At 70.0% G+C, this 25,952-nt stretch carries 18 protein-coding genes and 1 pseudogene; 9 read left to right on the top strand and 10 right to left on the bottom strand.

Annotated elements, in window-relative coordinates:
• The first annotated feature begins 336 nt into the window (after positions 1-336).
• Positions 337-5,220 (top strand): ricin-type beta-trefoil lectin domain protein, encoded by a 4,884-nt coding sequence (locus ACZ5K7_RS05785; protein WP_468910794.1) that lies wholly within the window; start codon positions 337-339, stop codon positions 5,218-5,220.
• A 14-nt stretch (positions 5,221-5,234) separates the two neighbouring features.
• On the top strand, positions 5,235-5,843 hold the full coding sequence (locus tag ACZ5K7_RS05780; RefSeq protein ID WP_468910791.1) for a hypothetical protein: 609 nt from the start codon (positions 5,235-5,237) through the stop codon (positions 5,841-5,843).
• A gap of 78 nt (positions 5,844-5,921) precedes the next feature.
• Here the strand turns inward: ACZ5K7_RS05780 and ACZ5K7_RS05775 are convergent, their stop codons facing one another.
• The 7 genes and pseudogenes from ACZ5K7_RS05775 to ACZ5K7_RS05745 form a co-directional block, all read right to left on the bottom strand.
• Positions 5,922-6,692 (bottom strand): substrate-binding domain-containing protein, encoded by a 771-nt coding sequence (locus ACZ5K7_RS05775; protein WP_468910979.1) that lies wholly within the window; start codon positions 6,690-6,692, stop codon positions 5,922-5,924.
• Positions 6,602-7,159 (bottom strand): annotated as a pseudogene (locus ACZ5K7_RS05770) (TIM-barrel domain-containing protein); the annotation flags it as partial. The gene ACZ5K7_RS05775 and the pseudogene ACZ5K7_RS05770, both read right to left, overlap by 91 nt.
• Complete coding sequence (locus ACZ5K7_RS05765) at positions 7,153-7,275, bottom strand: hypothetical protein (protein ID WP_468910994.1); 123 nt, start codon at positions 7,273-7,275, stop codon at positions 7,153-7,155. The pseudogene ACZ5K7_RS05770 and the gene ACZ5K7_RS05765, both read right to left, overlap by 7 nt.
• An 11-nt stretch (positions 7,276-7,286) precedes the next feature.
• Positions 7,287-8,108: a carbohydrate ABC transporter permease gene (locus tag ACZ5K7_RS05760; protein WP_468910789.1), complete on the bottom strand. Its 822-nt coding sequence runs from the start codon at positions 8,106-8,108 to the stop codon at positions 7,287-7,289.
• The gene (locus tag ACZ5K7_RS05755; RefSeq protein WP_468910786.1) at positions 8,109-9,041 is read right to left on the bottom strand and encodes a carbohydrate ABC transporter permease; all 933 of its coding nucleotides are present in this window, start codon (positions 9,039-9,041) and stop codon (positions 8,109-8,111) included.
• Complete coding sequence (locus ACZ5K7_RS05750; RefSeq protein WP_468910783.1) at positions 9,038-10,324, bottom strand: ABC transporter substrate-binding protein; 1,287 nt, start codon at positions 10,322-10,324, stop codon at positions 9,038-9,040. The genes ACZ5K7_RS05755 and ACZ5K7_RS05750 overlap by 4 nt, the downstream gene beginning before the upstream one ends.
• 111 nt (positions 10,325-10,435) lie before the next feature.
• Entirely contained in the window at positions 10,436-11,818 is a 1,383-nt protein-coding gene (locus ACZ5K7_RS05745; protein ID WP_468910781.1) for an MFS transporter, read from the bottom strand.
• A gap of 84 nt (positions 11,819-11,902) precedes the next feature.
• On the opposite strand from ACZ5K7_RS05745, the gene ACZ5K7_RS05740 reads away from it, so the two are divergent.
• The 4 genes from ACZ5K7_RS05740 (at position 11,903) to ACZ5K7_RS05725 (ending at position 17,441) form a co-directional block, all read left to right on the top strand.
• Positions 11,903-12,874 carry a LysR family transcriptional regulator gene (locus ACZ5K7_RS05740; protein ID WP_468910778.1) on the top strand — a complete coding sequence of 324 codons (972 nt, stop codon included), beginning with the start codon at positions 11,903-11,905 and terminating at the stop codon, positions 12,872-12,874.
• 201 nt (positions 12,875-13,075) lie between these two features.
• The gene (locus ACZ5K7_RS05735) at positions 13,076-13,996 is read left to right on the top strand and encodes a hypothetical protein (protein WP_468910775.1); all 921 of its coding nucleotides are present in this window, start codon (positions 13,076-13,078) and stop codon (positions 13,994-13,996) included.
• 140 nt (positions 13,997-14,136) lie between these two features.
• Positions 14,137-16,251, top strand: coding sequence for a polysaccharide deacetylase family protein (locus tag ACZ5K7_RS05730; protein WP_468910773.1), 2,115 nt, complete (start codon positions 14,137-14,139; stop codon positions 16,249-16,251).
• Positions 16,248-17,441 (top strand): acyltransferase family protein, encoded by a 1,194-nt coding sequence (locus tag ACZ5K7_RS05725; RefSeq protein WP_468910770.1) that lies wholly within the window; start codon positions 16,248-16,250, stop codon positions 17,439-17,441. Before ACZ5K7_RS05730 ends, ACZ5K7_RS05725 begins: the two co-directional genes overlap by 4 nt.
• A 337-nt stretch (positions 17,442-17,778) precedes the next feature.
• Here the strand turns inward: ACZ5K7_RS05725 and ACZ5K7_RS05720 are convergent, their stop codons facing one another.
• From ACZ5K7_RS05720 to ACZ5K7_RS05710, 3 genes are all read right to left on the bottom strand, one after another.
• Positions 17,779-18,249: a hypothetical protein gene (locus ACZ5K7_RS05720; RefSeq protein WP_468910768.1), complete on the bottom strand. Its 471-nt coding sequence runs from the start codon at positions 18,247-18,249 to the stop codon at positions 17,779-17,781.
• 77 nt (positions 18,250-18,326) lie between these two features.
• A complete protein-coding gene (locus ACZ5K7_RS05715) occupies positions 18,327-18,890 on the bottom strand; it encodes a hypothetical protein (RefSeq protein ID WP_468910765.1) in 564 nt (187 codons plus the stop codon).
• 50 nt (positions 18,891-18,940) lie between these two features.
• Entirely contained in the window at positions 18,941-23,545 is a 4,605-nt protein-coding gene (locus ACZ5K7_RS05710; protein ID WP_468910761.1) for an RHS repeat-associated core domain-containing protein, read from the bottom strand.
• Between the two features lie 351 nt (positions 23,546-23,896).
• On the opposite strand from ACZ5K7_RS05710, the gene ACZ5K7_RS05705 reads away from it, so the two are divergent.
• The 3 genes from ACZ5K7_RS05705 to ACZ5K7_RS05695 are packed head-to-tail and all read left to right on the top strand — an operon-like array spanning position 23,897 to position 25,938.
• Positions 23,897-24,565 (top strand): hypothetical protein, encoded by a 669-nt coding sequence (locus tag ACZ5K7_RS05705; RefSeq protein ID WP_468910758.1) that lies wholly within the window; start codon positions 23,897-23,899, stop codon positions 24,563-24,565.
• Positions 24,553-25,590 (top strand): hypothetical protein, encoded by a 1,038-nt coding sequence (locus tag ACZ5K7_RS05700; RefSeq protein WP_468910756.1) that lies wholly within the window; start codon positions 24,553-24,555, stop codon positions 25,588-25,590. Before ACZ5K7_RS05705 ends, ACZ5K7_RS05700 begins: the two co-directional genes overlap by 13 nt.
• Before the next feature lie 39 nt (positions 25,591-25,629).
• Positions 25,630-25,938, top strand: a complete 309-nt coding sequence (locus ACZ5K7_RS05695; RefSeq protein WP_382541494.1) for a hypothetical protein — start codon at positions 25,630-25,632, stop codon at positions 25,936-25,938.
• The last annotated feature ends 14 nt before the right edge of the window (positions 25,939-25,952 follow it).

Below are 25,952 nucleotides of genomic sequence, written 5' to 3'. Positions count from 1 at the left end.
CTCGTCGCGTTCGCGGGGCACGGCTGATGTGAAGGTTGATCTCGTTCGGTCAAAAACTCTTCACAGGTAGCCCACAAGTTGACTAAAGTGCGGTGCGCGCAGCGCTGAACTGACCATTCGGCTGCCGCGCACGTCCATCGGCGACCGGGGGAACACTGTCGCCACGGGGGAGGGATACATCGTCATGCCGTCATCACTGACGTATCCGCAGAGACGAACGCATCCGCGCCGTACGCGAGCCTGACCGCCGCCGCGGCACCTCACCTCTTCGATCCGGGCCCCCGTCTGCCCTCTTCATGAAGAACGGATGCTCTTTTGCGTGCCAGACCGGGGACCGTGACTCCCCTTGCGCGAAAATCCCGCACTCTCAGCCGACTTGTCCCCTCCGTACTCGCGCTCGCCGTGCTCGCCACGGTCGCCGGCCGGCCGGACCTGCCCCACGACCGGGCCGCCGACTTCAGCCCGGTGGCGGACAGTTACGACGGCTTCGACGTGGCCGCCGCCGAGCAGCTCCGCCAGGACCAGTGCCTGATGGCCGACGTGTTGCGCCTGGGTGGCCCCGGCATGTTCAGCACCGCCCAGGACGCGCTCGACCAGACTCCGGACAAGCTGCACACGGCGGCGAACCGGGAGTACTGGAACGACACTCCGCTGTCCAAGGCGTTCGACCAGGACAAGGCCGCCGCGAGTAAGGAGGGCGCGGCGCTCTACGACCACATCAGCGACTGGAAGAAGCCCGTCTCAGGCCTCTCCACCCCGGGCAGCTTCAAGACGGTCGCCGACTTCGAGGATCCGCCGGGCCTGCCCGGGGACGACACCCAGGACTTCTTCGAGCAGACCGGCCTGTCCCAGTGGGTCGGCAGCCAGATGTGGATGGACGAGGGCCCCTTCTACGACGACCCCACCCCGAAGGCCGACGACGCCACGCTGAAGGCGGTCAAGGACCTCGGCACCCCGCTCTACGGCAGTGATCCGGACCCCTCGCTCCCCACCCCGCAGTGGCAGCAGGCGTACGCCGAACACCAGGCGTGGGACAGCCTGGTGAACTGGTCCACGCAGCCGACGGGCGCGGACAACGCCCGTGTCTTCCTCTCCTCCGGCGGTTTCCCGCGCACCGCGCCCGACCCGGGCAGCGTCGAGTACCGGATCGCCGTGGAGGACCTGAAGACCCGGTTCGCCGCCTGCGACTGGCGCGGCCCCGTCGACCCGGACCGGGTCCTCGGCAAGGAGGTCGCGGACGCGTCCGCCGAGTGGCAGCGGGAGATCGCCGCCCAGGCCACCCAGCGCGACCAGATCCTCAACGCGAACCGCGACGCCACCAAGGCCCTCGCCACCGGTTCCAAGGCGCTGGGCGAGCTGCTGGGCCAGTCGTGGATCGCCGACCGCCTCGCCCGCTGGCAGGACTACTGGTCCGCCGGCGGCCCCGGCTGGATCGGCGACAGCCCGATGATCGTGCACGCGCACGGCGCCGCCGACAAGTGCCTCGAAGTGGGCGGCGGCAAGAAGGACAACGGCACGCCGGTGCAGATCTACACCTGCAACGGCTCGGTCGGGCAGAAGTGGGCGATCAGCGGCGACGCCCTGGTCAACGTCAACTCCGGCAAGTGCCTGGAGGTGAAGGGCGGCGGTACCGCGAACGGGACCGTGGTCCAGATCTCGACCTGCAACGCCAAGAGCACGGCCCAGAAGTGGGAGTACGACACCCACGCGACCAGCCGCCTGTACAACCCGGGCACCGGCAACTGCCTGGACCTCGCGACCTACGACAACGGCCGTGACGCCCGGATGTGGGACTGCAAGGGCACCGACCCGCAGAAGTTCGACATCGCCCCGTCCGGCCACAACGGCACCGACAAGCTGGACTATCCGACCAAGGCCCAGTTCGACAAGGCGAAGAAGGGCGTCACCGACGCCCAGGCCGCGGCGAAGACCCAGCTCGACCTGCTCAAGGCCCAGGCCACCGCGGTGAAGAAGTCCGCCACCGACACGGACACCGCCACCCAGGCCGCCTACGCCATCGCCGACCGGGCGGGCGCCCCGCGCGGCCGAGGCCTGCTCGTCGGGCAGCAGAAGGCCCAGGTCACCAAGGCGTCGGCGGCCGCGCTCGACGCCCTGTCCAAGGCCGGCGACACCGCCTACGCGGCGACCAAGGCGTCCGCCGGTGACAGCGCGACCATCGCCGCCCGCGCGGTGACGCAGGCGGCACAGTCGAAGGCCGCGTTCCGTACGGCCGCCGCGCAGGAGGCCAACGCGCAGGCGAAGGCCGCCGCCGACGCGGCCGCCGTACAGGCGCAGACCGCCAAGGCCGCGCGGGACACGGCGAAGGCGAAGCTCGGCGAGACCCAGCAGGCGGAGGCGGACGCGAAGGCGGCCGCCGCCACAGCGCACGCCAAGCGGCTCGACGCGGAGGCGGAAGAGGCGACGGCCAAGGCGGAGAAGGCGACCGCCGCGCAGAAGCAGGCCGAGGCCGCGCAGCACAGGACGAACGCCGAGGGGTACGCGAAGACCGCCGCCGAGGCCAAGGGCCGGGCGGAGACCGCCGAATCCACCGCCCGCAGCAAGCGCCAGGACGCGGAGGCCGCGCGGGATCTGGCCAAGGGCAAGTCGGACGACGCGTGGGACGCGAAGAACAAGGCGAACGCGGCGCGTGCGAAGTCCGACGCCAAGGACGCCTACGCCGACGCGCACGACTCGGACGCCGACGCGAAGGACTCACGGGCGGCGGCCGACGAGGCGGACCAGGCGGCCGACGACGCGGAGGCGGCGGCGGGTTCGGCCCGTACCGAGGCCGACGCGGCGAGCCAGGCCGCGGCGGACGCCGACGCCGCGGCGACGCGTGCCGAGGCGGCGGCGAAGCGGGCCCGTTCCGACGCGGACGACGCCCAGGCGGCCAAGCTGAAGGCGGACGCGGCGGTGCGCACCGCGACCAGCGCGGCGGCGGACGCCATCAAGGCCTCTCAGGCCTCGGCCGCCGCGGCCCGTACCGCGGTCAAGCTGGCCGACGAGGCGGAGCAGCACGCGGCCGACTCCAAGAAGCAGGCCGACGCGGCCAAGGCCGAGGCCGCCAAGGCGGTCGCGGGCGCGGCCGACGCGGCCGGTCACGCGTACACGACCGCGCAGGCGGCCGAGGACGCCGGAGCGTCCGCGCAGCAGGTCGCCGCGCCGGCCAACGACGCGATCCAGCTCGGTTCGCCCTACGTGGGCACCGACTCCGCTGCGGGGCTCGTCGTCCTGACGGGCCAGTCGTCGAAGACGATCGCCGAGCAGCAGCGGGCCGTCGCCGAGGCGCACGCCGCCAACGCGCAGAAGAACGCCGAGCAGGCGCAGAGCCTCGCCAACGCCGCGACCGGCGACGCGAAGGCCGCGTACACCATCGCCGCCGAGGCGGCCGGTCACGCGGCGGACGCCCGCAGGTCCTCGAAGGAGGCGCTGGGGTACGCCGCCGAGGCGTCGCAGTACGCGGCGGACGCGCAGAAGTCACTGGCGCGCACCATCGAGTACGACCAGCAGGCCGCCGCCGACGCGGCAGCAGCCGACCGGGCGGCCGGCAACGCCGAGGGTTACGCCAAGGACGCCCGGGACTCCGCCGACCAGGCGGCCCTGGACGCGGACGCGGCCCGTACGGCGGCCGCCGAGGCAGAGCAGTCGGCGAAGGACGCCCGCGCCGCGGCCGACCGCGCCGACGCCGAGGCCACCGCGGCCGAGGAGGCGGCCAAGGACGCCCAGAAATACGCCGACTCGGCACAGCAGGCGGCCGACCAGGCCGCAGCCGCCGACGCGAACAAGCAGGTGCAGACCGGAGCCGGGACCGGGATCGGCGGCGTGTTCTCGGTCATCGACGACATCAAGCAGAACGGGGAGCCGGAACGACTCCCCAACGAGTGCCACGGCCTGGACTGCAACACGTTGGTGTACAAGGTGCACTTCGACGCGGTGGTCAGCTACTACCTGTGCGACAACTCGGACGTGCCCGCCACGGAGGCCGGTTGCCCCGCCGAGGACACGGTCTTCCTCAAGACGCAGACGTTCAAGGACCTGACCAAGACGGTCAAGCTCTCCGCGTGGGACGTGACCAAGGACGTCTGGAAGGGCATCTACGAGTCGATCATCGGTGACTTCACCGGCTGCTACCACAAGCTCAACGGTGATGGCAGCGGCAGCTTCGGCGACTGTGCCTGGGCCGCCACCTGGCTTCCGGTCGGCGGTCCGATCGCGAAGATCACCGAGGCGATCCGTGCCGTGGACGCGGCCATGCGCACCGGTGTCGGCGTCGCCGACGCGCTGAAGGCGCTGCGGGCACTGGATGTGGACGCCCGTACCCTCTCCGCGATCGAGCGGTCCGCGAAGGTGTACGAGGAGGCGCGGACGGCGTGCCCGAGGAACAGCTTCCCCGGCACCACCGAGGTCGTCCTGGCCGACGGCGGCCGCAAGCAGCTCCGTGACGTACGGACCGGCGACCTCCTGCTGGCCACCGACCCGGCGACCGGACGCGCTCAGGGCGAGCCGGTGACCCGTACCTTCCACCACACCGCCGTCGACCTGGTCGACGTCACTCTGGCGGACGGCGGGCGCCTCACCAGCACACCCGGACACCGGATGTTCGTCGTCGGCCGGGGCTGGACACTCGCGTCCGACCTGCGGCCCGGCGAGAGCCTGCGCGGCCCGGACGGTACCCTGCGCACCGTGGCCGCGGTGCTAGACCGCCGTGAGGCGAAGCCCCGGACCGTGTACGACCTGACCGTGTCCGGCCTGCACACCTTCTACGCGGTGGCGGGCGAGACCCCGGTCCTCGTCCACAACTGCAACGACATCGTGCTCGACGGCCAGAAGTTCCCCGGTCAGGCCCACACCATCGACGAACACGTGATCCCGACCGAGCAGGAAGCGAAGAGGCTGTCCGCCGACAAGACGCGCAAGAACAAAGGCGTGGAAACGCCGAACAGTGTATGGGTCGACCAGGAGACGGCCCAGAAGGTCGTCGACTACGCACTGAGCCAGAAGGCCAACATGATCAAGAACTGGATGAAGGACAAGTCGCGGAACGAGCTCACCTGGACGGGGACCTTCGGACCGAAGGATTCCTCCCTCGGTACGGTCTACTGGGAGAACCGGGCCAGCCAGGCCGCGGGCAACCGCTTCTTCATCAAACTCGTGAGGGTTCCCGAGACGGCGGGGAAGCACCGTTTCGGCTACTACGTGCAGACCTGCTACCCGATCTGAGGAGGTGACACAGAGTGCAGCGTTTCAGTGACTTCGATTTCGGTGTCTCGTGGGTGATGAGCTTCTTCCACCAGGACTGGACCTACGACGGACCCACGGCCGCCGACGTCGTCGCGAAACACCTCGTTGTGGACGTCGACGACGTGGTTCTGGCGGTTCGCCGTGACGCCCAGGTGCTTGCCGAGCACCTTCCGTCGGAGACCATCGAGGTGTTGTGGACGGCCGGCGCACAGTACATGCCGAGTTTCGAGGGGACTGGGACCACGGGATCGGAGTGGACACGGACGGTCGTCGGCCTGTGTGAAGCCCGGCTGTCCGCCGAGGCGGACGTACGCCCCCTCACCGGGGCCGACACGGAGGACGGTCTCGCCCACAGGGACGCCATCGTCGCCGAGGTCGAGCGGGTGGAGTTCCTGCCCGCCGAGGTCCGCGAGGCACTCGTCGACTGCGCGCGCCGCTGCACTCCGGACCTGGCGTTGCGGATCCTGCTGAGGGCCATCGTGAAAACGCCGTACAACTCGCTGTCTCCGGATCAGTACGCACGGCTGGAGGCCATCGGATCAGCCCTCCACTACGGCGAGTACGTGGTGGACGCCGTCAAGTTCATGGTCGACGAGGGCTAGTCGGCGATCCGGTTTCCGCACGGACGGCGTTCCGCTCCGGGGTGACTCCCGGAGCGGAACGCCGTTTCGCATGTGCCGTCAGAATGCCTCCCGCGGCGCCGTGCTCGCCCGCTCCGTCAGCCGGGGCGCCAGCAGCGTCGCCTCCGGCACCTCCCTGTCCCCGCCCAGCTTGCGCATCAGCAACTCCGCCGCCCGCTCCCCGAGTTCCGCGGCCGGCAGCGCGACCGAGGACACCGGGACGCGGAGCCCCGCCGCCGGTGTCGCCTCGCACGGGTGGACGGAGGACGCCATCCCGTTGCGGTCGGCGGCGGCCGTGAAGCCCTGGACGACGCGCTGGGCGAACGCCGTCTCCCGCACGTACACCTCAGGCGGCGAGCCGACCAGCGCGACCACCCGGTGCCCCAGCCCCGCCAGCCGCTCCACGCACAGCTCACCGGCCGCCCGGAAGTCCAGGTCGACGCAGGTCAGGCCCTTGGTGGCGGCCGGGAAACCGATCAGTACCGACGGCCGTTCCAGTGCGCGCACCAGCGGCAGCCGGGGGTCGTGCCGCTGGACGTCCATCACGATCAGCGCGTCGGCCAGCGCCGTGTCGGTGACCCGGTGCAGGCCCTCCTCGCCCTCCTCCTGGGTGAGGAGGAGCACGTCGTGGTCGTGGCGGCGGGCCGTCGTCACCACCGACACCGCGAAATGCATGACCACCGGGACGTGGATGCCGGTGCGCAGCGGGATCACCAGGGCGAGGACGTTGGCGCGGCTGCTGTGTAGTAGTTGGGCATCCGCTCGGGGTCCGAGCCGTCGGGCCAGGCCACGTTCACCGGTACCCGTTCCCCGAAGTCGGTCTTGAAGCAGTCGACACCCTGCGCCAGCAGAGCCTCCAGCTTGCCCGCGTACCAGTCGGGGGCCGCCGCCGACGTGAAGTCCACCAACGCCATCCCCGGCTGCCACAGATCCCACTGCCACACGCTCCCGTCCGGTCGCCGCAGCAGGTGGCCCAGCTCCTTCCCCTCGGCGATCAGCGGCGACCGCTGCGCGATGTACGGGTTGATCCACACGCACACCCGCAGTCCGCGCTCGTGCAGCCGCCCCAGCATCCCCTCCGGATCCGGAAACACCCGGGGATCCCACCGGAAGTCGCACCAGTTGAACTCCCGCATCCAGAAGCAGTCGAAGTGGAAGACGGAGAGCGGGAGTTCGCGCTCCCGCATGCCCTCGATGAAGGACGTGACCGTCTTCTCGTCGTACGACGTCGGGAAGGAGGTGGAGAGCCACAGGCCGAAGGGCCGGGCGGGCGGGAGCGCCGGGCGGCTGGTCAGGGCTGCGTCGGCGTGTGGATCTCCAGACCGGAGTCCGCGGCGGTGACGTTGAGGACCTCGACCGGATGGGCCGCGCCGACGCCCTCGCGCAGCAGCCAGTAGCCGTCGGTGAACTTCACTCACGTACCTCCTACTTGACGGCGCCCACGGCGATGCCCTGGGTGAGCGTGCGCTGGAAGACGAGGAAGAAGACGATGGCCGGGAGCACGCCTAGCAGGGCGGCCGCGTTGGTCATCGTGGCGTCCATCAGGCGCTGGCCCTGGAGGACGCCGAGGGCGACGGACACCGTCTGGTTGTCGTTGGAGATCAGCATGACCAGGGGGAGCAGGAACTCGTTCCAGGTCCAGACGAAGAAGAAGACCAGGAGCACGCCCAGGGTCGGGCGGCTGACGGGTACGACGATCCGGACCAGGATCTGCCACTTGTTCGCGCCGTCGATCCGGGCCGCCTCGACGATCTCGCGCGGGAACCGGCCGAGGACGGCGGAGAGGAGATACGTCCCGAACGCCGACTGGATCACCGTGAACACGATGATCACGCTGAGCCTGGTGTCGTAGAGACCCGCCTGCTTGCTCAGGTAGTAGAGCGGATAGACCAGCGCCTCCTGCGGCAGCATGGTGGCGAGGACGAAGAAGGCCAGCACCCAGGTGCGGCCCCTGATCCGGCCGATGCCGATCGCGTACGCGTTGAGGACGGAGAGGGCGGTGGCGAGGAGGGCGACCGAGCCGCTGACGAGGACCGAGTTGATCAGCTTCCGGGTGTAGTCGACGCGCTGCCAGAAGTTCTCGAGGCCGTCCAGGTAGAGCCCGTGGGGGAGGCTCAGCGGGCCGTTGTGGGAGTACTCCGCGGGGGACTTCACCGCGTTGACGGCCACGATCAGGAACGGGACGACCATGAAGAGCGCGGCGAGACAGAGGGCGAGGAGGACGGGGTAACGGCGTAGTGCGGTCATTCAGAGGTCTCCGTCCTCCGCGCGGTTCTGCAGCTTCAGGCCGGTCAGGGACAGGGCCAGGATGATCACCGTGAGGACCGTGGAGATCGCCGAGCCGTAGCCGACCTGGGTCTTCTCGAAGAACGTGGTGAAGGAGAAGTACGAGGGGACGTCGGTGGCGCCGCCCGGGCCGCCCTTGGTCAGGACGTACACCGCGCCGAAGACCTTGAGTGCGGCGATCGTGCACCAGGTCAGGACGACGTACACCTCCGGGCGGAGCTGCGGCAGCGTGATGTGCCGGAAGCGGCGCCACCAGCCGGCGCCGTCCAGCTCGGCCGCCTCGTACAGCTGCGGGTCGACGCGCCCGAGCCCGGCCATGAAGACGACGAGCGGGAAGCCGATCTGCACCCAGACCAGCACGCCCATCACGGTGTAGAGGGCGAGGTCAGGGTCGCCGAGCCAGTCCTGCTGCCAGGAGCCGAGCCCGACCGCCTTCAGCAGGGCGTTGAGGGTGCCGTCGTCCGGGGCCAGGATCCAGCTCCAGACGATGCCGGCCACCGCCACCGGCAGCACCTGGGGGAGATAGAAGCAGGCGCGCAGGACGGCGGCGATCCGGGTGCCGAAGTGCTTGCCGACGTAGTCGAACAGGGCGGCGGCCAGGACCAGTCCGAGTGCCGTCGGGAGCACGGCCATCGCGACGACCATGAAGAGGCTGTGCCGGAAGGACGCCCAGAACTCGGCATCGTGCAGCAGCTCACGGTAGTTGGCGAGCCCGGACCACTTCGGACCGCCCACGCCCTGCCAGTCGGTGAAGCTCACGCCCGTGTTCATCAGGAACGGGATGACGACGACCGCGAGGAAGGCGAGGACGCCGGGGAGGAGGAAGAGGGCGTAGGAGTCCCGGGGGCGGCGCCCGTCACCTGTGGTGCGCCGCCCTTCGAAGGTCACCGTCACTTCGAGCCCTTGTCGTACGCCGTCTGGAGATTGCTCAGGTAGGCGTCCGGTTTCTCGCTCCCGGTGATCAGTTTCTGGGTCTCGGAGACGAGGGTGTCGTAGAAGCCGGCGATCGGCCAGTCCGGGTAGAAGGCCAGGCCGTCGCGCTTGCTGAGGGTGTTGAAGTTGCCGATGAGCTCCCTGGCCTTGGGATCGGTGACGGCGCTCGCGTCGGCCGCGACCGGGACTCCGCCCTTGTTGCCGAGCAGGTTCTGGATCTTCTTCGACAGGGTGATGTCGATGAAGTCGTAGGCGAGATCCTTGTTCTCGGAGTTCTTCGGTACGACCCAGAGGTTGCCGCCGGAGCCGAGGGTGAGGTCCGAGCCGGGCCACAGCAAGCTGCCCCAGTCGAACGTGGCCTCCGACTGGAAGCGGCCGTACCACCAGCTGCCGGAGAACAGGATCGGCGCCTTGCCCTGGATGAAGGAGACCCCGGCCTGCTCGGCGGTCGTACCGCTGGACGTCTTCGCGATGTAGCCCTTCTTCACCCAGTCGGCGAAGGTGGTGGCCGCGTACGTCCAGGCGGTGTCGTGGAAGTCGACCTTGCCTTTGTACAGCTCATAGCGGTCCACCCAGGAGCGGTCGGCCTTCGACAGCGCCAGCTGGTACAGGTACTGCTGGGCCATGTACTCGGAGCCCGCGTTCGCCAGCGGGGTGACCTTGTTCTCGACGAACTTGTCCATCGCCGCCGTCAGGTCGTCGAACGTCTTCGGCTCGGCGATCCCGTACTTCCTGAACAGGTCCTTGTCGTAGTAGACCATCGTGTACTCGGCGTAGTCGGGCACTCCGTACCACTTGCCGGAGCCCATCACGCCGTCGGCGTCGTACCGGCTGGTGGTGCGCACGCCCGCGCTGAGCTTCCTGTCCCAGCCGCGCTTCGTCGCCTCGGCGGTCAGGTCGGTGAGGAGTCCCTGCTTGGAGAGGAGGCCCGCCGTCGCGTTGCCCTTGTTGTACTCCATGATGTCGGGGGCGTCGGAGGAGTTCAGGACCATCTGGGCGGTCTTCTGGATCTGCTCGAAGCTCTTCTCCTCGTACTTCACGCGCACGCCCGGGTGGGACGCCTCGAACTCCTTGATGGCCTCGTTCCAGGCGACGCCCATCGCGCTGGTCGGACCCTCGTAGTGCCACAGCCGCAGCGTCTTCCCGTCGGACGTGCTGCCGCCCGAGCCGCCGCAGGAGGCCAGCAGCAGCGATCCGGAGAGGATCACCGCCGCGGCCGCCGTCCGCCTTCGTGCCGTCGACATCCAGTGCCTCCAGGGGAGTCGGATGGATGGTGCTCGTCCCACGTCGCATCGGTTCGATGCGGGACGTCGAAGCGCTTCGACGGAGGAAGGTAGGTGCGGGCTGTGTGGCCGTCAATGGGTGCGGCGGGAATTGTGGGAAGCGATTCGACTGACGGTGTTGAGCAACAGGGCTGTGACGGCCGCGGCGACGGGCGCGGCGAAACCGGCCGTCGGCGAGAGGTGGTCCGCCGCCCAGCCGCCCAGCGCGGAGCCCGCCGCGACGCCGGTCAGGAGGGCGGTCACGACCAGACTCATCCCCTCGTTGAGGCGGTCCGCGGGGGTGCGGTCCTGGACCAGGGTCATCGCGGTCACCATCGTCGGCGCGGTCGCCATGCCCGCCGCGAGCAGGGCGGGCGCCAGGGCCCAGAGGCTGTCGGCCGTGCGGGCCGCGAGGAGGGGGAGGGACATCAGGACCGCCATCGCCGACAGGCAGACGGGGAACCGTCGTTCGGCCGGTCCCCGCGGCTTGAGCGCTCCGTACACCAGGCCCGCCGCGCAGGAGCCGGCCGCCTGGAGGGCGAGCACGGCACCGGCCGCCGAACGGTGGCCCTGGGCGTCGGCGTAGGCGATGGTGACGACCTCCATCGAGCCGAACACCGCGCCGGTCGCGACGAAGCAGGCCAGGAGAGAGGGGATGCGCAGCGGAGTTCTCGCGGTGCCGCCTCCGGCCCGGGGCGGTGGCTCGGTGGCCCGCTGGGCGGTGAACAGCAGCATGCCGGTCAGCAGCAGGACCGCGCCGACGAGTGTGCCGGCCTCCGGGAAGAACGTGCCGGTCAGGAAGGACGCCAGTACCGGGCCGAGCATGAAGCACAGTTCGTCCGCGGCCTGTTCGTAGGAGTTCGCGGTGTGCAGGGCGTCCGGGTCGTCGCGCAACAGGTGGGCCCAGCGCGCGCGGGACATGCCGCCGAGGTTGGGGGTGGTGGCGGTGGCCGCGTAGGCGGCGAACAGGGTCCAGTCCGGGGCGCCGAAGCGGACACAGAGCAGCAGGGCGAGGCTGCCGAGCACGGCGGTGACGGTGGCGGGTACGGCGACCCGCGCCTGGCCGTACCGGTCGACGAGCCGTGCCACCCAGGGCCCGGCCACCCCGGTCGCCGCGAGGCCGGTCGCGGTGACGGCACCGGCGAGGGCGTACGAGCCACGGGCACCGGCGATCATCACGACCGCGCTGACGCTGAACATGCCCATGGGCAGCCGGGCCAGCAGATTCCCGGCGCTGAAGGCACGGGTGCCGGGGAGGGCGAAGAGACGGCGGTAGGGGCCGGGCGGGCGGCGCGGGCGGTGGGAGCGGGTGGCGGCGCTGGAGCCGGAGCGACCGCCGGTGCGGTCGTCGGCGCGGTCGCGGGTGCGGGGGCTGAAGTCGACGGCCACGAGGGTGTCGGTGGTGACGGTGTAAAGAGGGCGCGGGTGGGCCTGCGGGCGGGGCCCCGGGGGAGTCGGCTCGGTCGGATGCGGCATGTCCCTCACCGTCGCGCAGGGCCGATCGAGGGGTCCAACACCTGCTCGGTGCCGATTCACGCACCTGTGTTGTAAGTTCGCGTGATGTCAGCGCCCGCCCACATCGACCCCCGGCTCCTGCGTGTCTTCGTCGCCGTCGCCGAGGAACTGCACTTCACCCGAGCCGCCGCCCGGCTGTACGTCGCCCAGCAGGCCCTGAGCCGTGATGTACGGCGGCTGGAGCGGGAGCTGGGCGCCGAGTTGTTCCTCCGGACCACCCGGCAGGTCGCCCTGACCGCCGACGGCGCCCGGCTGCTGCCGTACGCCCGCCGGGCGCTGGCCGCCCAGGAAGCGCTGCTCGCCGCGTTCGGGCAGGCCCGGCCGCTGCTGGTGGACCTCAACTCCCCAGGCCTGGAGACCGGCCGTCGGGTGCTGTACCGCGCCCGCGAACTCGCCCCCGACTGCGAGCTGATGGCCCGCTACGAGAGCGGGCTCACCGGAGCGGCGGCCGAACTCCTCGCCGGGCGGCTCGACGCGTCCTTCGGACGGTTCGCGGGACTGGATCCGGCACTGCGCTCCGGGCTCGAACAACAGCCCGTACGGTTCGAACGCATGGCCGTAATCATTCCCTCCGATCACCGGCTTGCGGGCCTGGAGGAGGTGCCGCTGGCCGCGCTGGCGGGCGAGACGGTGTACGCCGGCGCGGGGAACGAGCGCACGCTGGAATGGACTGACCTGGCCTTCTGTCTCTTCGAGGGGCGGAACATCGCGGTCGCGCCGCCCCTGCCGCTGGCCGTCGGGGAGGAGGAGTTCGAGCGCATCATGGCCAAGAACCGGAATCCGATCCTCGGGGTAGTGGGATTTCCGGCCATACCTGGGACGGTCTCGCGGCCCCTGGTTGATCCCGTCCCCGTGTCGCCCGTGTCGCTCGTGTGGCGAAAGGGGCTGGTCCATCCGGGAGTGGACGCGCTGCGGCGGGCGGCCGTCGAGATCGGGCGGGCGGAAGGTTGGCTTCAGCGGCCGGCCGATGGATGGATTCCAGCCAGTGATCAAGAGGTGATGGACGACCACAAATGACACATCGGGAACGTGGCGTCCCCTCGTGCGCTAGCTTCAGGGCCCCGAGCGCGGAGAGCTAGAAGGGGGCGTTCGGAACCGGGTGGGGGCCCGGATCCGGTGACGTGAGCTCGGGTTCGTCAGCGCGCCCGGAACAGTCCCGTGGGGGGATGCGTGCGCGTGAAAAATTGGCGAGAAGAAACCCAACCGGAATTGCCCCAGGTGGCCCTGGATGCCCGGGATGTGCCACTGGCGGGAGGAGACGAGCCGGGGGAGGCCGCCCAGGCCGCCGACGACTCGGCGGCGACCGGGAGGACCGGCACGACCGGGAGGACCGGCACGACCGGGACGACGGGCGTGACCGGGACGACGGGCACGACCGGGGCGACCGAGGTGCTGCGGTTCGGTGCGCTGCGGGATCCGTGGGGCGTGCTCCCCGGCGATGCGGCGCGCGCGGTCCCGGCCGACGCGGAGGACCCGTCCTCCGTCCGGGACCCGGACCTGGTGCCCGCCCCGGACGACGTCGGTGCGGTGCGGATACGGCCGACCGGTGCGGCGGAGGTCTCCGACGCACCGGTCTTCGTCGACGCGTCGGGGCGCCGCAGCCGCCGCTTCCGCAGGATCGGGATGGCCGTCGGCCTCGCCTGCGCGGTCTACGCGGTGGTCATCGTCGTCACGCTGCTGTCCGGCAGTTCCGACGCGCCCTGGCTGCCGGTACCCGGGCAGAACCACGACCGGCCGGCCGGCAAGGTCGACGACTCGCCGCAGCCCGCGCGGTCCGCCCGGTCCTCGGGGGACGGTGACTCGGTGGCCGCTCCGGCCGTGAGCGACGGTACGACCCCGTCGGCCCGCGCCTCTTCCCGGGCGCCCGGGGCGGGGAAGAAGGGGGCAGGCCGGCCGAGCGCGTCGGCGTCCGCGCGGCCGACGTCGTCCGCCGGGACGGCGGGTTCCTCGCCGAAGCCAGGGTCGTCGTCCGTGGCACCCTCGCCGTCCTCGCCGGCGCCCACGTCGGACACCCCGACCCCGCCCGCGTCGCCGCCGCCGCCCTCGCCCAGCGACTCGGCCGCCCCGACCGGCGGCCCGGTCGCGGAGGGCGCGGCCCCCCGCACCGGGACCGGCACCTCTCCCACCCCTGTCCTGTGATGGCGCCCCGCACCCACGGCCGTACCCGTACCGGCACGCGTACTGGCACCCGTACCGGCACGCGTACCGGCACCCGTGCCCGCCGTCATGGGACCGCCCCCGCACCGCCCGCCGCCAGTCCCCGGCGCCGTCGCCTGTCCATGCGTCTGACGCTGCCCGTGCTGGTGCTCGGCGCCGTGATGGCGATGCTGATGCTGCGCGGCTACGTCCACAGCGAGATCCTCGCCGACCACCGCGTCCGCCCCGAGGCCGCCACCGACAAGGTCCCCGAGAAGATCCTGGACGGCGGCCCGGTCATCGACACCCGGGGCGGCCGTACGACGTCACTGCGCATCCCCGACCACCACCTGGTCCTCACCTTCGACGACGGTCCCGACCCGGCCTGGACCCCGAAGGTCCTGGACGTCCTGAAGAAGCACCACGCGCACGCCGTCTTCTTCGTCACCGGCACCATGACCTCCCGCTATCCACAGCTGGTCCGGCGCATGGTGGCCGAGGGCCACGAGGTCGGCGTGCACACCTTCAGCCACCCCGACCTGTCGTACCAGTCGAAGAAGCGCATCGACTGGGAGCTGTCCCAGACCCAGCTGGCGATCACCGGGGCGGCCGGCATCCGGACGTCCCTGTTCCGGCCGCCCTACTCCTCCTTCGCCGACGCGATGGACAACAGCTCCTGGCCGGTGACCCGGTACATCGGCAGCCGCGGCTACATCACCGTCGTCAACAACACGGACAGCGAGGACTGGCGCAAGCCGGGTGTCGACGCCATCGTCCGAAACGCGACCCCGGGCGCCAGCAAGGGCGCGATCGTCCTGATGCACGACTCGGGCGGCGACCGCCACCAGACGGTCCAGGCCCTGGACCGCCTCATTCCGCAACTCCGGCACCGCGGTTACACCTTCGGCAACCTCACCGAGGCCCTGAACGCACCGAGCGCCCACACCCCGGTCACCGGCCCCGACCTCTGGCAGGGCAGGGCCTGGATCTCCGTGGTCCAGGCGGCGGATGGCATCACGAACGTGCTGGTGGCCGGCCTGGCGGTGGTCGGCGCGGCGGTGCTGGCCCGGTTCGCCCTGATGCTCTGGCTCTCCTTCGTGCACGCCCGCAAGGTTCGCCGCAGGAACTTCCGCTGGGGCCGGCCGGTGACGGAGCCGGTCTCCGTCCTGGTCCCCGCCTACAACGAGGCCAAGTGCATCGAGAACACGGTCCGTTCACTGACCGCGAGCGAGCACCCGATCGAGATCCTCGTCGTCGACGACGGTTCGACGGACGGCACGGCGGGGATCGTGGCGGACCTGGACCTGCCGGACGTCCGGGTGATCCGCCAGGCGAACGCGGGCAAGCCCGCCGCCCTCAACCGCGGTCTGGCCCACGCCCGTCACGACATCGTCGTGATGATGGACGGCGACACGGTCTTCGAACCGGCCACGGTACGGGAGCTGGTCCAGCCCTTCGGCGATCCACGGGTCGGCGCCGTCGCCGGCAACGCGAAGGTCGGCAACCGGGACTCGCTGATCGGCGCCTGGCAGCACATCGAGTACGTGATGGGCTTCAACCTGGACCGCCGGATGTACGACGTGCTGCGCTGCATGCCGACGATCCCGGGCGCGGTGGGCGCCTTCCGCCGTACCGCCCTGGAACGGGTCGGCGGCATGAGCGACGACACCCTCGCCGAGGACACCGACATCACGATGGCGATCCACCGGGACGGCTGGCGGGTGGTGTACGCGGAGCGGGCACGGGCCTGGACGGAGGCACCGGAGTCCGTCTCCCAGCTCTGGTCCCAGCGCTACCGCTGGTCCTACGGCACGATGCAGGCGATCTGGAAACACCGCGGGGCGCTCCTCGACCGGGGCCCGTCGGGCCGCTTCGGCCGCGTCGGCCTCCCCCTGGTGTCCCTCTTCATGGTCGTGGCCCCCTTGCTCGCCCCCCTGATCGACGCGTTCCTCCTCTACGGCATCGTCTTCGGCCCGACGCAGAAGACGATCGGTGCCTGGCTGGGCGTACTGGCCGTGCAGGCGGTCTGCGCGGCCTACGCCTTCCGCCTGGACCGCGAACGCATGACCCACCTCGTCTCGCTCCCCCTGCAACAGATCCTCTACCGCCAGCTGATGTACGTCGTACTCCTCCAGTCCTGGATCACGGCCCTCACCGGTGGCCGGCTGCGCTGGCAGAAGCTGCGGCGCACGGGGGTGGTGGAGGCGCCGGGCGGCGGCGCCGACCAGGCGAAGGCGAAGGGGAGGCAGGCGGCATGACACAGGCAGAGACGGCCCCGGCGGTCGGAACGCGGAAGGGCGGACCCGGCCGGGACCGCTACCTGGACCTGCTCCGCTCCCTGGCCCTGCTCCGCGTGGTGGTCTACCACCTGTTCGGCTGGCCCTGGCTGACCGTCCTCTTCCCCTCCATGGGCGTGATGTTCGCGCTGGCGGGTTCGCTGATGGCCCGCAGCCTGGACCGCCCGGCGGCGCACGTGATCCGGGGCAGGCTGCGCCGACTCCTGCCCCCGCTCTGGCTGTTCAGCGCGGTCCTGCTGACCATGATGCTGACGGCCGGCTGGCACCCGCTGAAGGACCCGGACGTGGGGAGCGGTTGGGCCGGCTGGGGCAGGCTGATCGACTACTTCCTCCCGATCGGCGCCCCGCCGTACCCCGAACACCTCGGCTCGGCCTCGGGGTTGCTGGACGACACCTGGGCGGAACAGGCGGCGGGCCCGCTGTGGTACCTGCGCGCCTACCTCTGGTTCGTGCTCCTGTCCCCGCTCCTGCTGTGGGCGTTCCGCAGGGCGCCGCTGCCGACGGTGCTGGCGCCGCTGGCGCTGACGGCGGTGGTGGGCACGGGATGGGTGCGGATCCCCGGCGAGACGGGCAACGCGGTGACCGACTTCGCGGTGTACGGCGGCTGCTGGATCCTGGGCTTCGCCCACCACGAGGGCGCCCTGGCGCGGGTCCCGCGCTATGCGGCGGTCTCGCTGTCCTGCCTGGTGATGGCGGTGGGCCTGTGGTGGGCGTCCGGCCACCAGGGCCCCGACGGCTGGGACCTGAACGACATCCCGTTGGCGCAGGCCTGCTGGTCGTTCGGGGCGGTGGTGCTGTTGTTGCAGTACGCCCCGTCCTGGCGGGAACTGCCGGGCCGCCTGCGCCGCTGGGACAGACCGATCACCCTCGCCAACAACCGCGCGGTGACCATCTACCTCTGGCACAACATGCTGATCATGGCAACGGTCCCGGTCATCGACCAGGCGTACAACCTGCCGTTCATGGCGTCGGACCGGGCGGCGGGGCTGCTGGACTCCACCTACGGCTTCTGGATGTTCGTGGTGGTCTGGCCCCTGCTCGCGGTGGCGGTGGTGGCCTTCGGGTGGGTGGAGGACGTGGCGGCGGGGAGGCGGGCACGGGTGTGGCCGGACGGGAGGCGAGGGGGGCGGGCTCGCCGACGGACCTCCTGAGCGGCCGTTGCCTCAGTGTCCGCACCGTGCACGACGCCCGCGATCCCTATGCCTCCCGTGACCTCGCCGCACAGATCGCCCAGGCAGTCCACCAGGGTGTCCCAGTTCCGTCCGATGTAGCCGGGGAAACGGGGGGCTTGCGCGAAGAAAGCGGTAGACCTTCTGTTCGGTCATCAGATCGCGGGCGTCGAAGTGGTGCACGAGGCCGCCGTTCGCGGTCAGTTCCGACAGGTGCCGTCGGATCCCGGCGGACTTCTCCGGGACAAGGACCACCCAGGGGCCGCAGGCACCTGCGGCCCGACAAGGGCCACTGCTCTGCGGAGCGGGCCGGAACACGTCACTCACCGGCGCTCGGTCGAGGCCAGTTGCGTACGAAGGTGCCGAATGCGGCGAGGGAATTCTCCAGGTCCTCTCGCCCCGCGTCGTCCTCGGGCAGCAGCGGGAGCCGGGGTCGCGCGAAGCGCTCGGCTCCTGTGTGCACGGCGCTCGCCAGGTCCGCCGCGGACGAGCGGTCGAACACCGTACCGTCGTGGAGGGTCTCGATCGAACCGTCCCTTCCGCGCCGGAACGTCAGCGAGAAGGACGAGTCGACGGCGGACGTCGTCAAGGACCGGTCCCGGCCCGGCAGGAAACGGCGCAGACCGTCCATGAGGAGGGGCAGCGAGAGATAGATCATCATCGCCTGGTCCGGGGTGCGGTCCCGTGAACTCGCCTCTCCCCGATCGCCCCGGACGTCCATGTGCCCCAGGTCGAATCCCGACGGCGGGGGTGCCTCGTTCTCGTCCGCGGAGAACTCGAACCGGATCATCCCGTGAATGCGTGGACGCGAGGGAGCTTTCAGCCGTCTCGGGTCCTCGTCCTCGCCACCCGGCCGATGCTCTTCGGTCACGATCCGCCCAGCATCCGGTCCTCGTCGAAACCGAGTTCGTCCTCGACACCCAGTTCCTCCGCGGCGTGCCAGCGCAGTGGGTCGGGCCAGGCCGCGGGATCTCCGGTGGCGATGCCGCGCAGGAAGTCGACGGCTTCGGGGGTGCCGATCTCACCCAGCGTCTGGAGGGCCTTGACGCAGAACGTGAAGTAAGGGCCGTCGGTCGACTTCCGTTCCCCCACCAGGGCGGCGACCGGCTCGACTCCCTCCGGGGCCCGCAGCTCTCCGAGCAGGTCGACCAGGTCCTCCGTGTTCACGCCGGCAGGCCGCGTGGCCAGCACCGTCGCCAGGAGCGGCCCGAGCCCTTCGGGATGGAGGTGCAGCGCCAGCGCCGCGAGCCGTTCGAAGCGCCGCCAGTCGCCCTCGGCGGACGTGATCCGCAGCCAGTCCAGGACGCGCTGCCGTGCCGCAGGCACCGCGGCTGCGGTCTCCTCGGCCCGCTCGGCGCTGACGTACCCGCCGATGATGAGGGAGTCCACCTGCTCCAGGAGAGCGCGGTCGGCCGCTGATCCAGCTGACATGTGTGTCGTTCCACCTTCCAGGCCCTGGTGCTGCTGACGCACGCACCGGGTCAGATCCGTTCGTACGTCATTCTCAGGATGTTCGAGTTGAACACACCCGCCGAGCCCTCGCGGAGCCCGAAGTTCAGCCCTCCCCGTTCCATCTTCACGTGCACGAACTGGGTGCTCTCCCCGATCTCGTCCAGATGCAGACCGAACGCTTCCTTGATCGCCGCGATATTGTCGCCCGAGCCGCGCCCCGCGGCGATGAGAGCCTCTCTGGTGCCCGGCTCCATCTCGTAGCGGACGAGGTGCGTGTACTTCTGGGCGTTCCTGCCGCCGCGTCGGCCGAAGCGTTCCGCGATGCCCCGGACGTAGTCCTCCTCCTGCGTCACGAAGTTCTCGCCACGCGGCGTGATCTCGCCCTTCGGGCCGAGCCGCGAGAACTCCTTCTCCGACATCACGCGGTAGAAGGGCTCATAGGGCGACAGCCCCAGTGGGTCCGTGCCCGTCCAGGGGTTGGGCACATACGCCGTGGGGTGCGGTGCGGCGGTCAGCCCCAGCGGGTCGGGGCTGATGTAGTGCCCCGTCTCCGGGGCGTAGTAGCGGTGCCGGTTGTAGTGGAGTCCGGTTTCGCTGTCGTGATACTGCCCGGGGAAGCGGAGCGGTGTGTACGCGGTGCTCGGCTTCGGCCACGCCGTCGCGCCGAACAGTGTCGAGCGGGCGCGCCACGCGATGTCGCCCCGCTCGTCCACCAACTCGGTCGGGGTGCCCACCAGGTCGGTGATGATGGCGAAGAATCGGGAGTCGATCTCCCGCTGGGTCACGGTGTCCGTCAGACGCTCGGTCTGGGCGACCGGGTGGAGACCGTCGTGGTCCCAGGTCACGGTGGCGGCGTGCGCGAGCGCCTCTCCCGTGGTCGTCTGCTCCACAAGGGTGTCCCCGTCCCAGGTGAAGCGGGTCTCCTCGACGACCCGGGCGCCGTTGCCGTCGGCCGCCGTCCGCTGCTTCGCTATACGGCGCCCGAAGACGTCGTACCGGTAGCGCCAGAGTGTCCCGTCGGGAGTGACCACGGAGGTGAGACGGTCCTCGACGTCCCAGGTGTAGCGCCAGGTCTCCGTCTGTCCGGAGAGCCGGGCCCGGCGCCGGGTCACCAGCCGGCCGGCCGCGTCGTACTCGTAGCGGACACGTCCGGCCCTGGTGACGCGAGTGCCCTCGTAGCCGCGAGGCCCGCGCGCCTCCTCGCCGGGATGCGTGTCGGGCCAGTCGGCTTCGGTCTGGTCGCCGGCGGTGTCGTAGGTATACGACTCGGCCCAGTCCTGCGCGCTGACCGAGGTGGCCCGGCCCACCGCATCCAGCTCGATACGGCGCCGACCCCCCGTCAGCTCCTCCACCCCGACCACCTGGCCGTCGGGACGGCGGCTGTAGCCACGGTGCTGCACCGTACCGCGTGCCGTGTCCGCGACCTGCTCGGCCAGCAGTCCGGACAGGTCCCAGCCGCTGCGCACGGTCAGTGCGGTGTTCACCTCGCGGGTGATCTCACGTCCGGCGACGTCGTAACCGAACCGGAGGGTGTGATCCGCCGTGCTCAGCGAGGAGCGACGGCCGTGGGCGTCGTAGACGTACTCCGTCACCAGCCCGGACGGCGTGGTCCGCCGGGTCCGTCGGCCGAGCGGGTCGTAAGCGAAGGTGATCGCACGGCCATCGACGGACTCGGCGACGATTCTTCCCCAGTCGTCCCTCTCGAGGCGTACGGAGGACTCGTCGGTACCCGCGCTCAGCAGGCGGCCCATGGCGTCGTGCTCGTAGCGCGTGACGACACCCCCGGCCGTCTTGACGGCGACCTGGCCGAGCATGTCGCGCTCATAGGCGATCCGCTCCCCGAGCGCGTTCGCGCGGGCGGTGACCCGGCCCGAGGCGTCGTACTCGTAGCGCAGCACACGGCCGTCGAAGTCGCGCTCGGACACGACGCGACCCGCCGGATCGTATGTGTACGTCCAGGTCAGCCCCCGTGGGTTCGTGACCCGGGTCAGGCGCAGCGACGCGTCGTGATCATAGGTGTAACGCGCTCCGTCCGGACCTGTCGTGGCCGCGAGGAGGTCGAAGTGCGTGTACTCGTACGACGTGACCCCACCGCAAGGGTCGGTGTGCCGGACGCAGTTGCCCTCCCCGTCGTACTCCCAGCTCTCCGCCGTTCCGTCCGGGCCCGTCCAGTGGGCGATACGACCCTCCACGGTCCACGACAGCCGCGCCTCGCCGCCCGCCGAGTCGCCGACCGCGCGGACGCGGCCGAACGCGTCGTACCGACGCCGTTCGTGGTTTCCACGGGGGTCGACGAGAGCGGTGGTGAGCCCGGCCGCGTTGGTTTCCAGCCGGGTCACGTTGCCGAGGGCGTCGATGACCGACGTGAGCCGGCCGGAGTCGTCGTAGGAGTACCCCACGGTGACGCCCGTGGGACCGGTGACCGTGGTGCAGTTGCCTCGTTCGTCGTAGGTCCGCCGCCAGGTGCTGCCGTCGGCCTGGACCGCCTCGGTCTGCCGACCCAGGCGGTCGTAGGCGAAACGGGCGGTCGCGCCGTCCGGATACGTGATGACCAGCGGCCTGCCGAACCCGTCGCGGACGTAGCGGGTGGAGTGGCCGAGTGGGTCGGTGACGGCGATCTCGTGGTGGCGCTCGTCGTACTCGGTGCGGGTGGTAGTGCCGAGGGGGTCGATCTCGGCGATGACCTGGCTGTTGTCGTTGACGACGAAGCGGGTGACGGCGCCCTGGGCGGTGGTGAGGGTGGTGACGCGGGTGCCGGGCCAGGCGGGGTCGGTGCCGTCGTAGTCGAGGGCGATGGCGATGTGGCCGGCTTCGCCGCCCTCGGCGATGCAGCGGTCGTGGTCGTCGTAGGTGTAGGCGTAGCGGCTGTTGTTGGTGTCGGTCCAGGAGGTGACGCGCAGCCGGTCGTCGTAGGTGAAGCGCAGGGGCAGACCGGAGGAGTTGACCGTCTCGGTGAGGTTGCCGTCGGTGTAGCCGTAGCGCTTGACGACGACGTCGGTGCCGTCGTCGGCGGCGCCGGCCAGGGAAAGGGCGGTGACCCGGCCCTCGTCGATGGTGATGCGCAGGTGGTAGCCGCCGGAGTGGCGGATGGCGAGCGGGGTGCCGTGCTCGTCGTGATCGAAGGTGATGGCGTGCTGGTTCCGGTCGGATATCCGGGTGAGCAGGGCGGTGCCATCGGGGGTGGGGCGGGCGAAGTGCCGGGTGTGGCCGGTGAGGGGGTCTTCGATGCGGTAGCCGCCGTCGTCCTGGCGGGTCAGGGGGCGGCGGGGGCCGGCCTCCGGCATGGCCGGGGTCTGGGATGCGGTGGGATGGGGGTATGCGAGCAGCAGGCCGTCCTCGGTGACGTGGATGACGCCCTGCTCGTCCACCTCCAGGCGTTCGTCAAGCGTCGACGCCCAACTCGGGCCGAACCACCAGCCGCAGCGGTAGTCGGAGGCGACGCGGCGGGTGAAGGACAGCGGGAGCAGGCCGGGCAGCTCGATGTCGCTCTGCGGGAGATACATGGCGCCGGTGGCCATGTCGACGGGGTCGCTGCCCTTGGACCGTACGACGCTCTTGAGCCGGTTGAACGCACCCTCGGCTCCGTCGGCGAGCATGCCGCGGGCGTTCTTGCCCAGCCCGCGGAGGGCGAGGCTCATGGCCTTCATGCCGCCGCGGAGGTTCTTCATCTCCTTGAGCCCCTTGGCGAGCTTGCCGAGGCTGGTGATGCCCTTGCCGCCGGGTATGCAGTCCAGGGCGGCGAACGCCACGTCCCACAAGGAGGCTTGGCCTTTGGAGTATTTGTAGAGCGTGTCCGCGAGCACGACGAGGGCGGCCACCAGCACGATCGCGCCGAGGATGGGCCCGCCGATGATCAACGCGATGATCCCGACGACCGCGACGACGACCTTGCAGACGGTGACGATGGTGTCCCAGTTGTCCTCGAACCAGTGCCCGACGTCCTGCCACCAGTGCCGGTTGGGGATCCCCGCGTCGGAGGCCTCGTCGATCTTCCGCTTCGCCTCACCCGCCGCGTCGTCCCGCATCTTCCGGGCGTCCTCGGCCATCTTCTTCGCGGCGTCGAGGGCGTTCTGCGCGGTGGTGACGTCCGACTGCGCCTTGGTGTGGGCCGACTTGGCGCTCTGCACGTCCCGGGTGGCGGCCCGCACCTTCGCCTCGTCCGGCTTGTCGGCGGTGGACTTGCTGCCGGTGGGGTCGTCCTTGTACTTGTCCGCCTCCTTGCCGGCCCGGGTGACCCATGAATCGGCCGAGGAGAGGCGGGACTTGGCGGAGGAGAGGTCGGACTGGGCTTCCTTGGCCTTGGCGAGGGCCTTGTCGGCCAGGGCCTGCGCCCGCTCCAGCTTCGGCCAGTAGTCCGCGAGCGCGTCGCCGCACATCTCGTACGACTTCTTCAGCTTCTTCAGGTTCTTCGGAACGTCCTTGAACTGCTCCTTGAACACCTCGGCGGATTTGCCGGCCCACTGCAGGAGGGTGTCCTCGCCGGCCATGCCCTTGACCAGACGCAGCGCGTCGGAGACGTCGTCGGCGAAGTCGTGCAGCTGCGTGGCGAGAGTGCGGACGCGCTGCGGGTCGCCCGGGGTCGGGTCCCTGTCGAGGTCGAGTGGATGCCAGTCCGCCGGTCGATACCCCGCCATAACCCCGCAACCCCCGTCGCGTACGCCTCATCAACAAATCTGTGCACACGTGAAGTTACAGGTCTGGCCGGTTTGAGGCGAAGGGTGGTCCGTGATCGACATGCGGGAGCCGACACCGTCCCCGGGCTGCCTGACCCGGTCAACAGTCCTTCGGGTGGATCAACCGAGGGGCGTCGCGATGTCACGGGACGGCACCAAAGCTGTGGTGAGGACGTTGAGTTGCCCGACTATGTTTTGCTATGCGGATTTCGTTCGACCGGGGCGCAGCAAATCGCTCTGGTGCGTTCCGGATGGACCCCGATACCGTATTCGCTGCTTCGCAGACCCCAACCGCCCCACCAGGAGCCCACCGTGACCCGCCGTTCCCGCCGCCTGCTCACGACAGCCACCGCCGGTGTGACGGCCGCGCTCCTGCTCGCCGGCTGCGGCGGAGGCGACGGCGACAAGTCCGACTCGAACGGCAAGATCGCGGGTGCGGACACGGGGGCTTCGGCTTCGACATCTCCGAGTGCTTCGGCCTCGTCATCCGAGCCTGCGGGGCGTCCGAAGATCACGTTCCCGTCTTACGCCTCGAATGTTTTCGAAGACCAGAAGTCCGGCGATGCCACCAAGGACGCGATCCTCGCGGACAGTGCCCTGAGCGTGAACTCCATGGATGAGGCGATCTTCCAGGGAAGCGCGAGCACGAAGGCCCTCGGCTTCTACAACGCGGACAAGGCCCTGGGTGCGGCGATCACGTACGTACAGGGGTACATCGACAAGGGTGACACGTGGATCGGCAAGACCCGGTACTTCGACCGCAGCGTGACGCTGTCCGGGGCCAAGAATGCATACGTCACCTACTGTTCTGACGAGAGTAAGTCGTTTCTGAAGAACAGGAAGACCGGCAAGGTCAAGAACACGCCAACGACTGCGGACAGTTACGTGCTGTACCACACCAAGCTCACGAAGAACGCCAAGGGTGTTTGGCAGACTACTGACATTGTGTCGAATCGGGGGGACAAGGCGTGTCAGCCGTAAGCAAGTTGGCGAGAGGCGCAGCGATCTTTTCGCTCGCATGGGTGTCGGTTTTCATCTCGCAGACCGCTTATGCGGGTGGGCGAGGGGATGACGGGACGGCGACCTCCGAGACGCAGGAGCATGGAGACTCCTCTGATGACGGCAAGCTTTCCTCGACCGTCGGCGTGATCCACTACGACCTTTCCAAGAACGGCTCGGGTAGTTCCGTCGGCTCCGTCACTCCCATCACGTCCTGGACCCCGCCGGCGTGCTGGTACGCCCCGAAGTACTCCCCGGCGGATTTGCAGGCGTACCTGGAACCGATCTGGGAGGCCGGTTCGACCGGTGACGCGTGGGACGCGACTCAGCGCGACCGGTACGTCAACGGGCACCCCTACAAGGACTTCAACAAGGACGAGACCGGCAAGGGCTACTGGTGGGACTCGTACGTCAACAAGTCCTTCCCGCCCGGCTGGGACAAATGCAATGAGCCCTACTTCTGGGTGGCTACCGGCGACGACCCGCCGGCCAACATCGCGAACACCGTCACGCCTGAGATTCTTGCCAAACTGGCGTACAACGAAATCCGCGTGCCCTCCAAGGACGTGAGTCTGGCGCCCGCGAACACGACAAAGGTCAACCTCCCGACGTGGGCGTGGCTGGACGGGGCGACGTTCAAGCCGGTATCGGTCACCGCGCGCATCGACGCCCTGGGTATGTGGGCGACGACGACCGCCAAACCCGTCGCCCTCAAGATCGACCCGGGTACGTCCGACGCGGTCACCTACCCGGCGTCGGGTGTCTGCGAGATCAACAACGGCACGGTGGGGGAGAAGTACAGCGCGGGTGACGCCGACAGGACGCCACCCTGCGGAGTGAAGTACCTCCACTCGTCCGGCGACGGCTCGTACCAGCTGAAGGCCACGGTCACCTGGCAGATCAGCTGGACCGGCAGCGACGGCGGCGGCCCCCACAACCTGCCCGACGGCACCTTCGGCCGGGCTCAGGATGTCATCGTGCAGGAGATCCAGTCCGTCAACAGGTGAGCGATGGCCGGCCGGAGCCCTCCGGCCGTAGGGGGCGCCGTGGGTGACAGGACCAGGATCGACGATCTCGACGTGCTCAAGAGCGTTGCCACGGGCATCGAGAAGATCGTCGAGGAGCTGCAGGGGCTCGACGACAAGGACAAGTACGGCTGGAGCCGAGAAGTCGTCGGTCATGAGGAACTCACGGACCGGCTCGACGACTTCGCCGACAACTGGGACTACAAGCGGGGGAAACTCGAAGGGGAGTTGTCCAAGCTCGCGGGAATCACGAAGGCCGCGGCCCAGGCCTACGAGCAGATAGACACCGACCTCGCCAACGCGGTCCGCAAGCAGGAGAAGCAGCCCTAGCGGCAAGGGGGATG

The sequence above is a fragment of the Streptomyces sp. NPDC031497 genome, from assembly GCF_055580905.1.
This window is presented reverse-complemented; position numbering and strand designations above follow the sequence as displayed.

Coding starts and splice junctions, on each gene's coding strand:
- ACZ5K7_RS05760 (WP_468910789.1), bottom strand. CDS start 8,108: ATGACCGCACTACGCCGTTACCCCGTCCTCCTCGCCCTCTGTCTCGCC.
- ACZ5K7_RS05750 (WP_468910783.1), bottom strand. CDS start 10,324: ATGTCGACGGCACGAAGGCGGACGGCGGCCGCGGCGGTGATCCTCTCC.
- ACZ5K7_RS05745 (WP_468910781.1), bottom strand. CDS start 11,818: ATGCCGCATCCGACCGAGCCGACTCCCCCGGGGCCCCGCCCGCAGGCC.
- ACZ5K7_RS05740 (WP_468910778.1), top strand. CDS start 11,903: ATGTCAGCGCCCGCCCACATCGACCCCCGGCTCCTGCGTGTCTTCGTC.
- ACZ5K7_RS05730 (WP_468910773.1), top strand. CDS start 14,137: ATGCGTCTGACGCTGCCCGTGCTGGTGCTCGGCGCCGTGATGGCGATG.
- ACZ5K7_RS05725 (WP_468910770.1), top strand. CDS start 16,248: ATGACACAGGCAGAGACGGCCCCGGCGGTCGGAACGCGGAAGGGCGGA.
- ACZ5K7_RS05720 (WP_468910768.1), bottom strand. CDS start 18,249: ATGATCCGGTTCGAGTTCTCCGCGGACGAGAACGAGGCACCCCCGCCG.
- ACZ5K7_RS05715 (WP_468910765.1), bottom strand. CDS start 18,890: ATGTCAGCTGGATCAGCGGCCGACCGCGCTCTCCTGGAGCAGGTGGAC.
- ACZ5K7_RS05710 (WP_468910761.1), bottom strand. CDS start 23,545: ATGGCGGGGTATCGACCGGCGGACTGGCATCCACTCGACCTCGACAGG.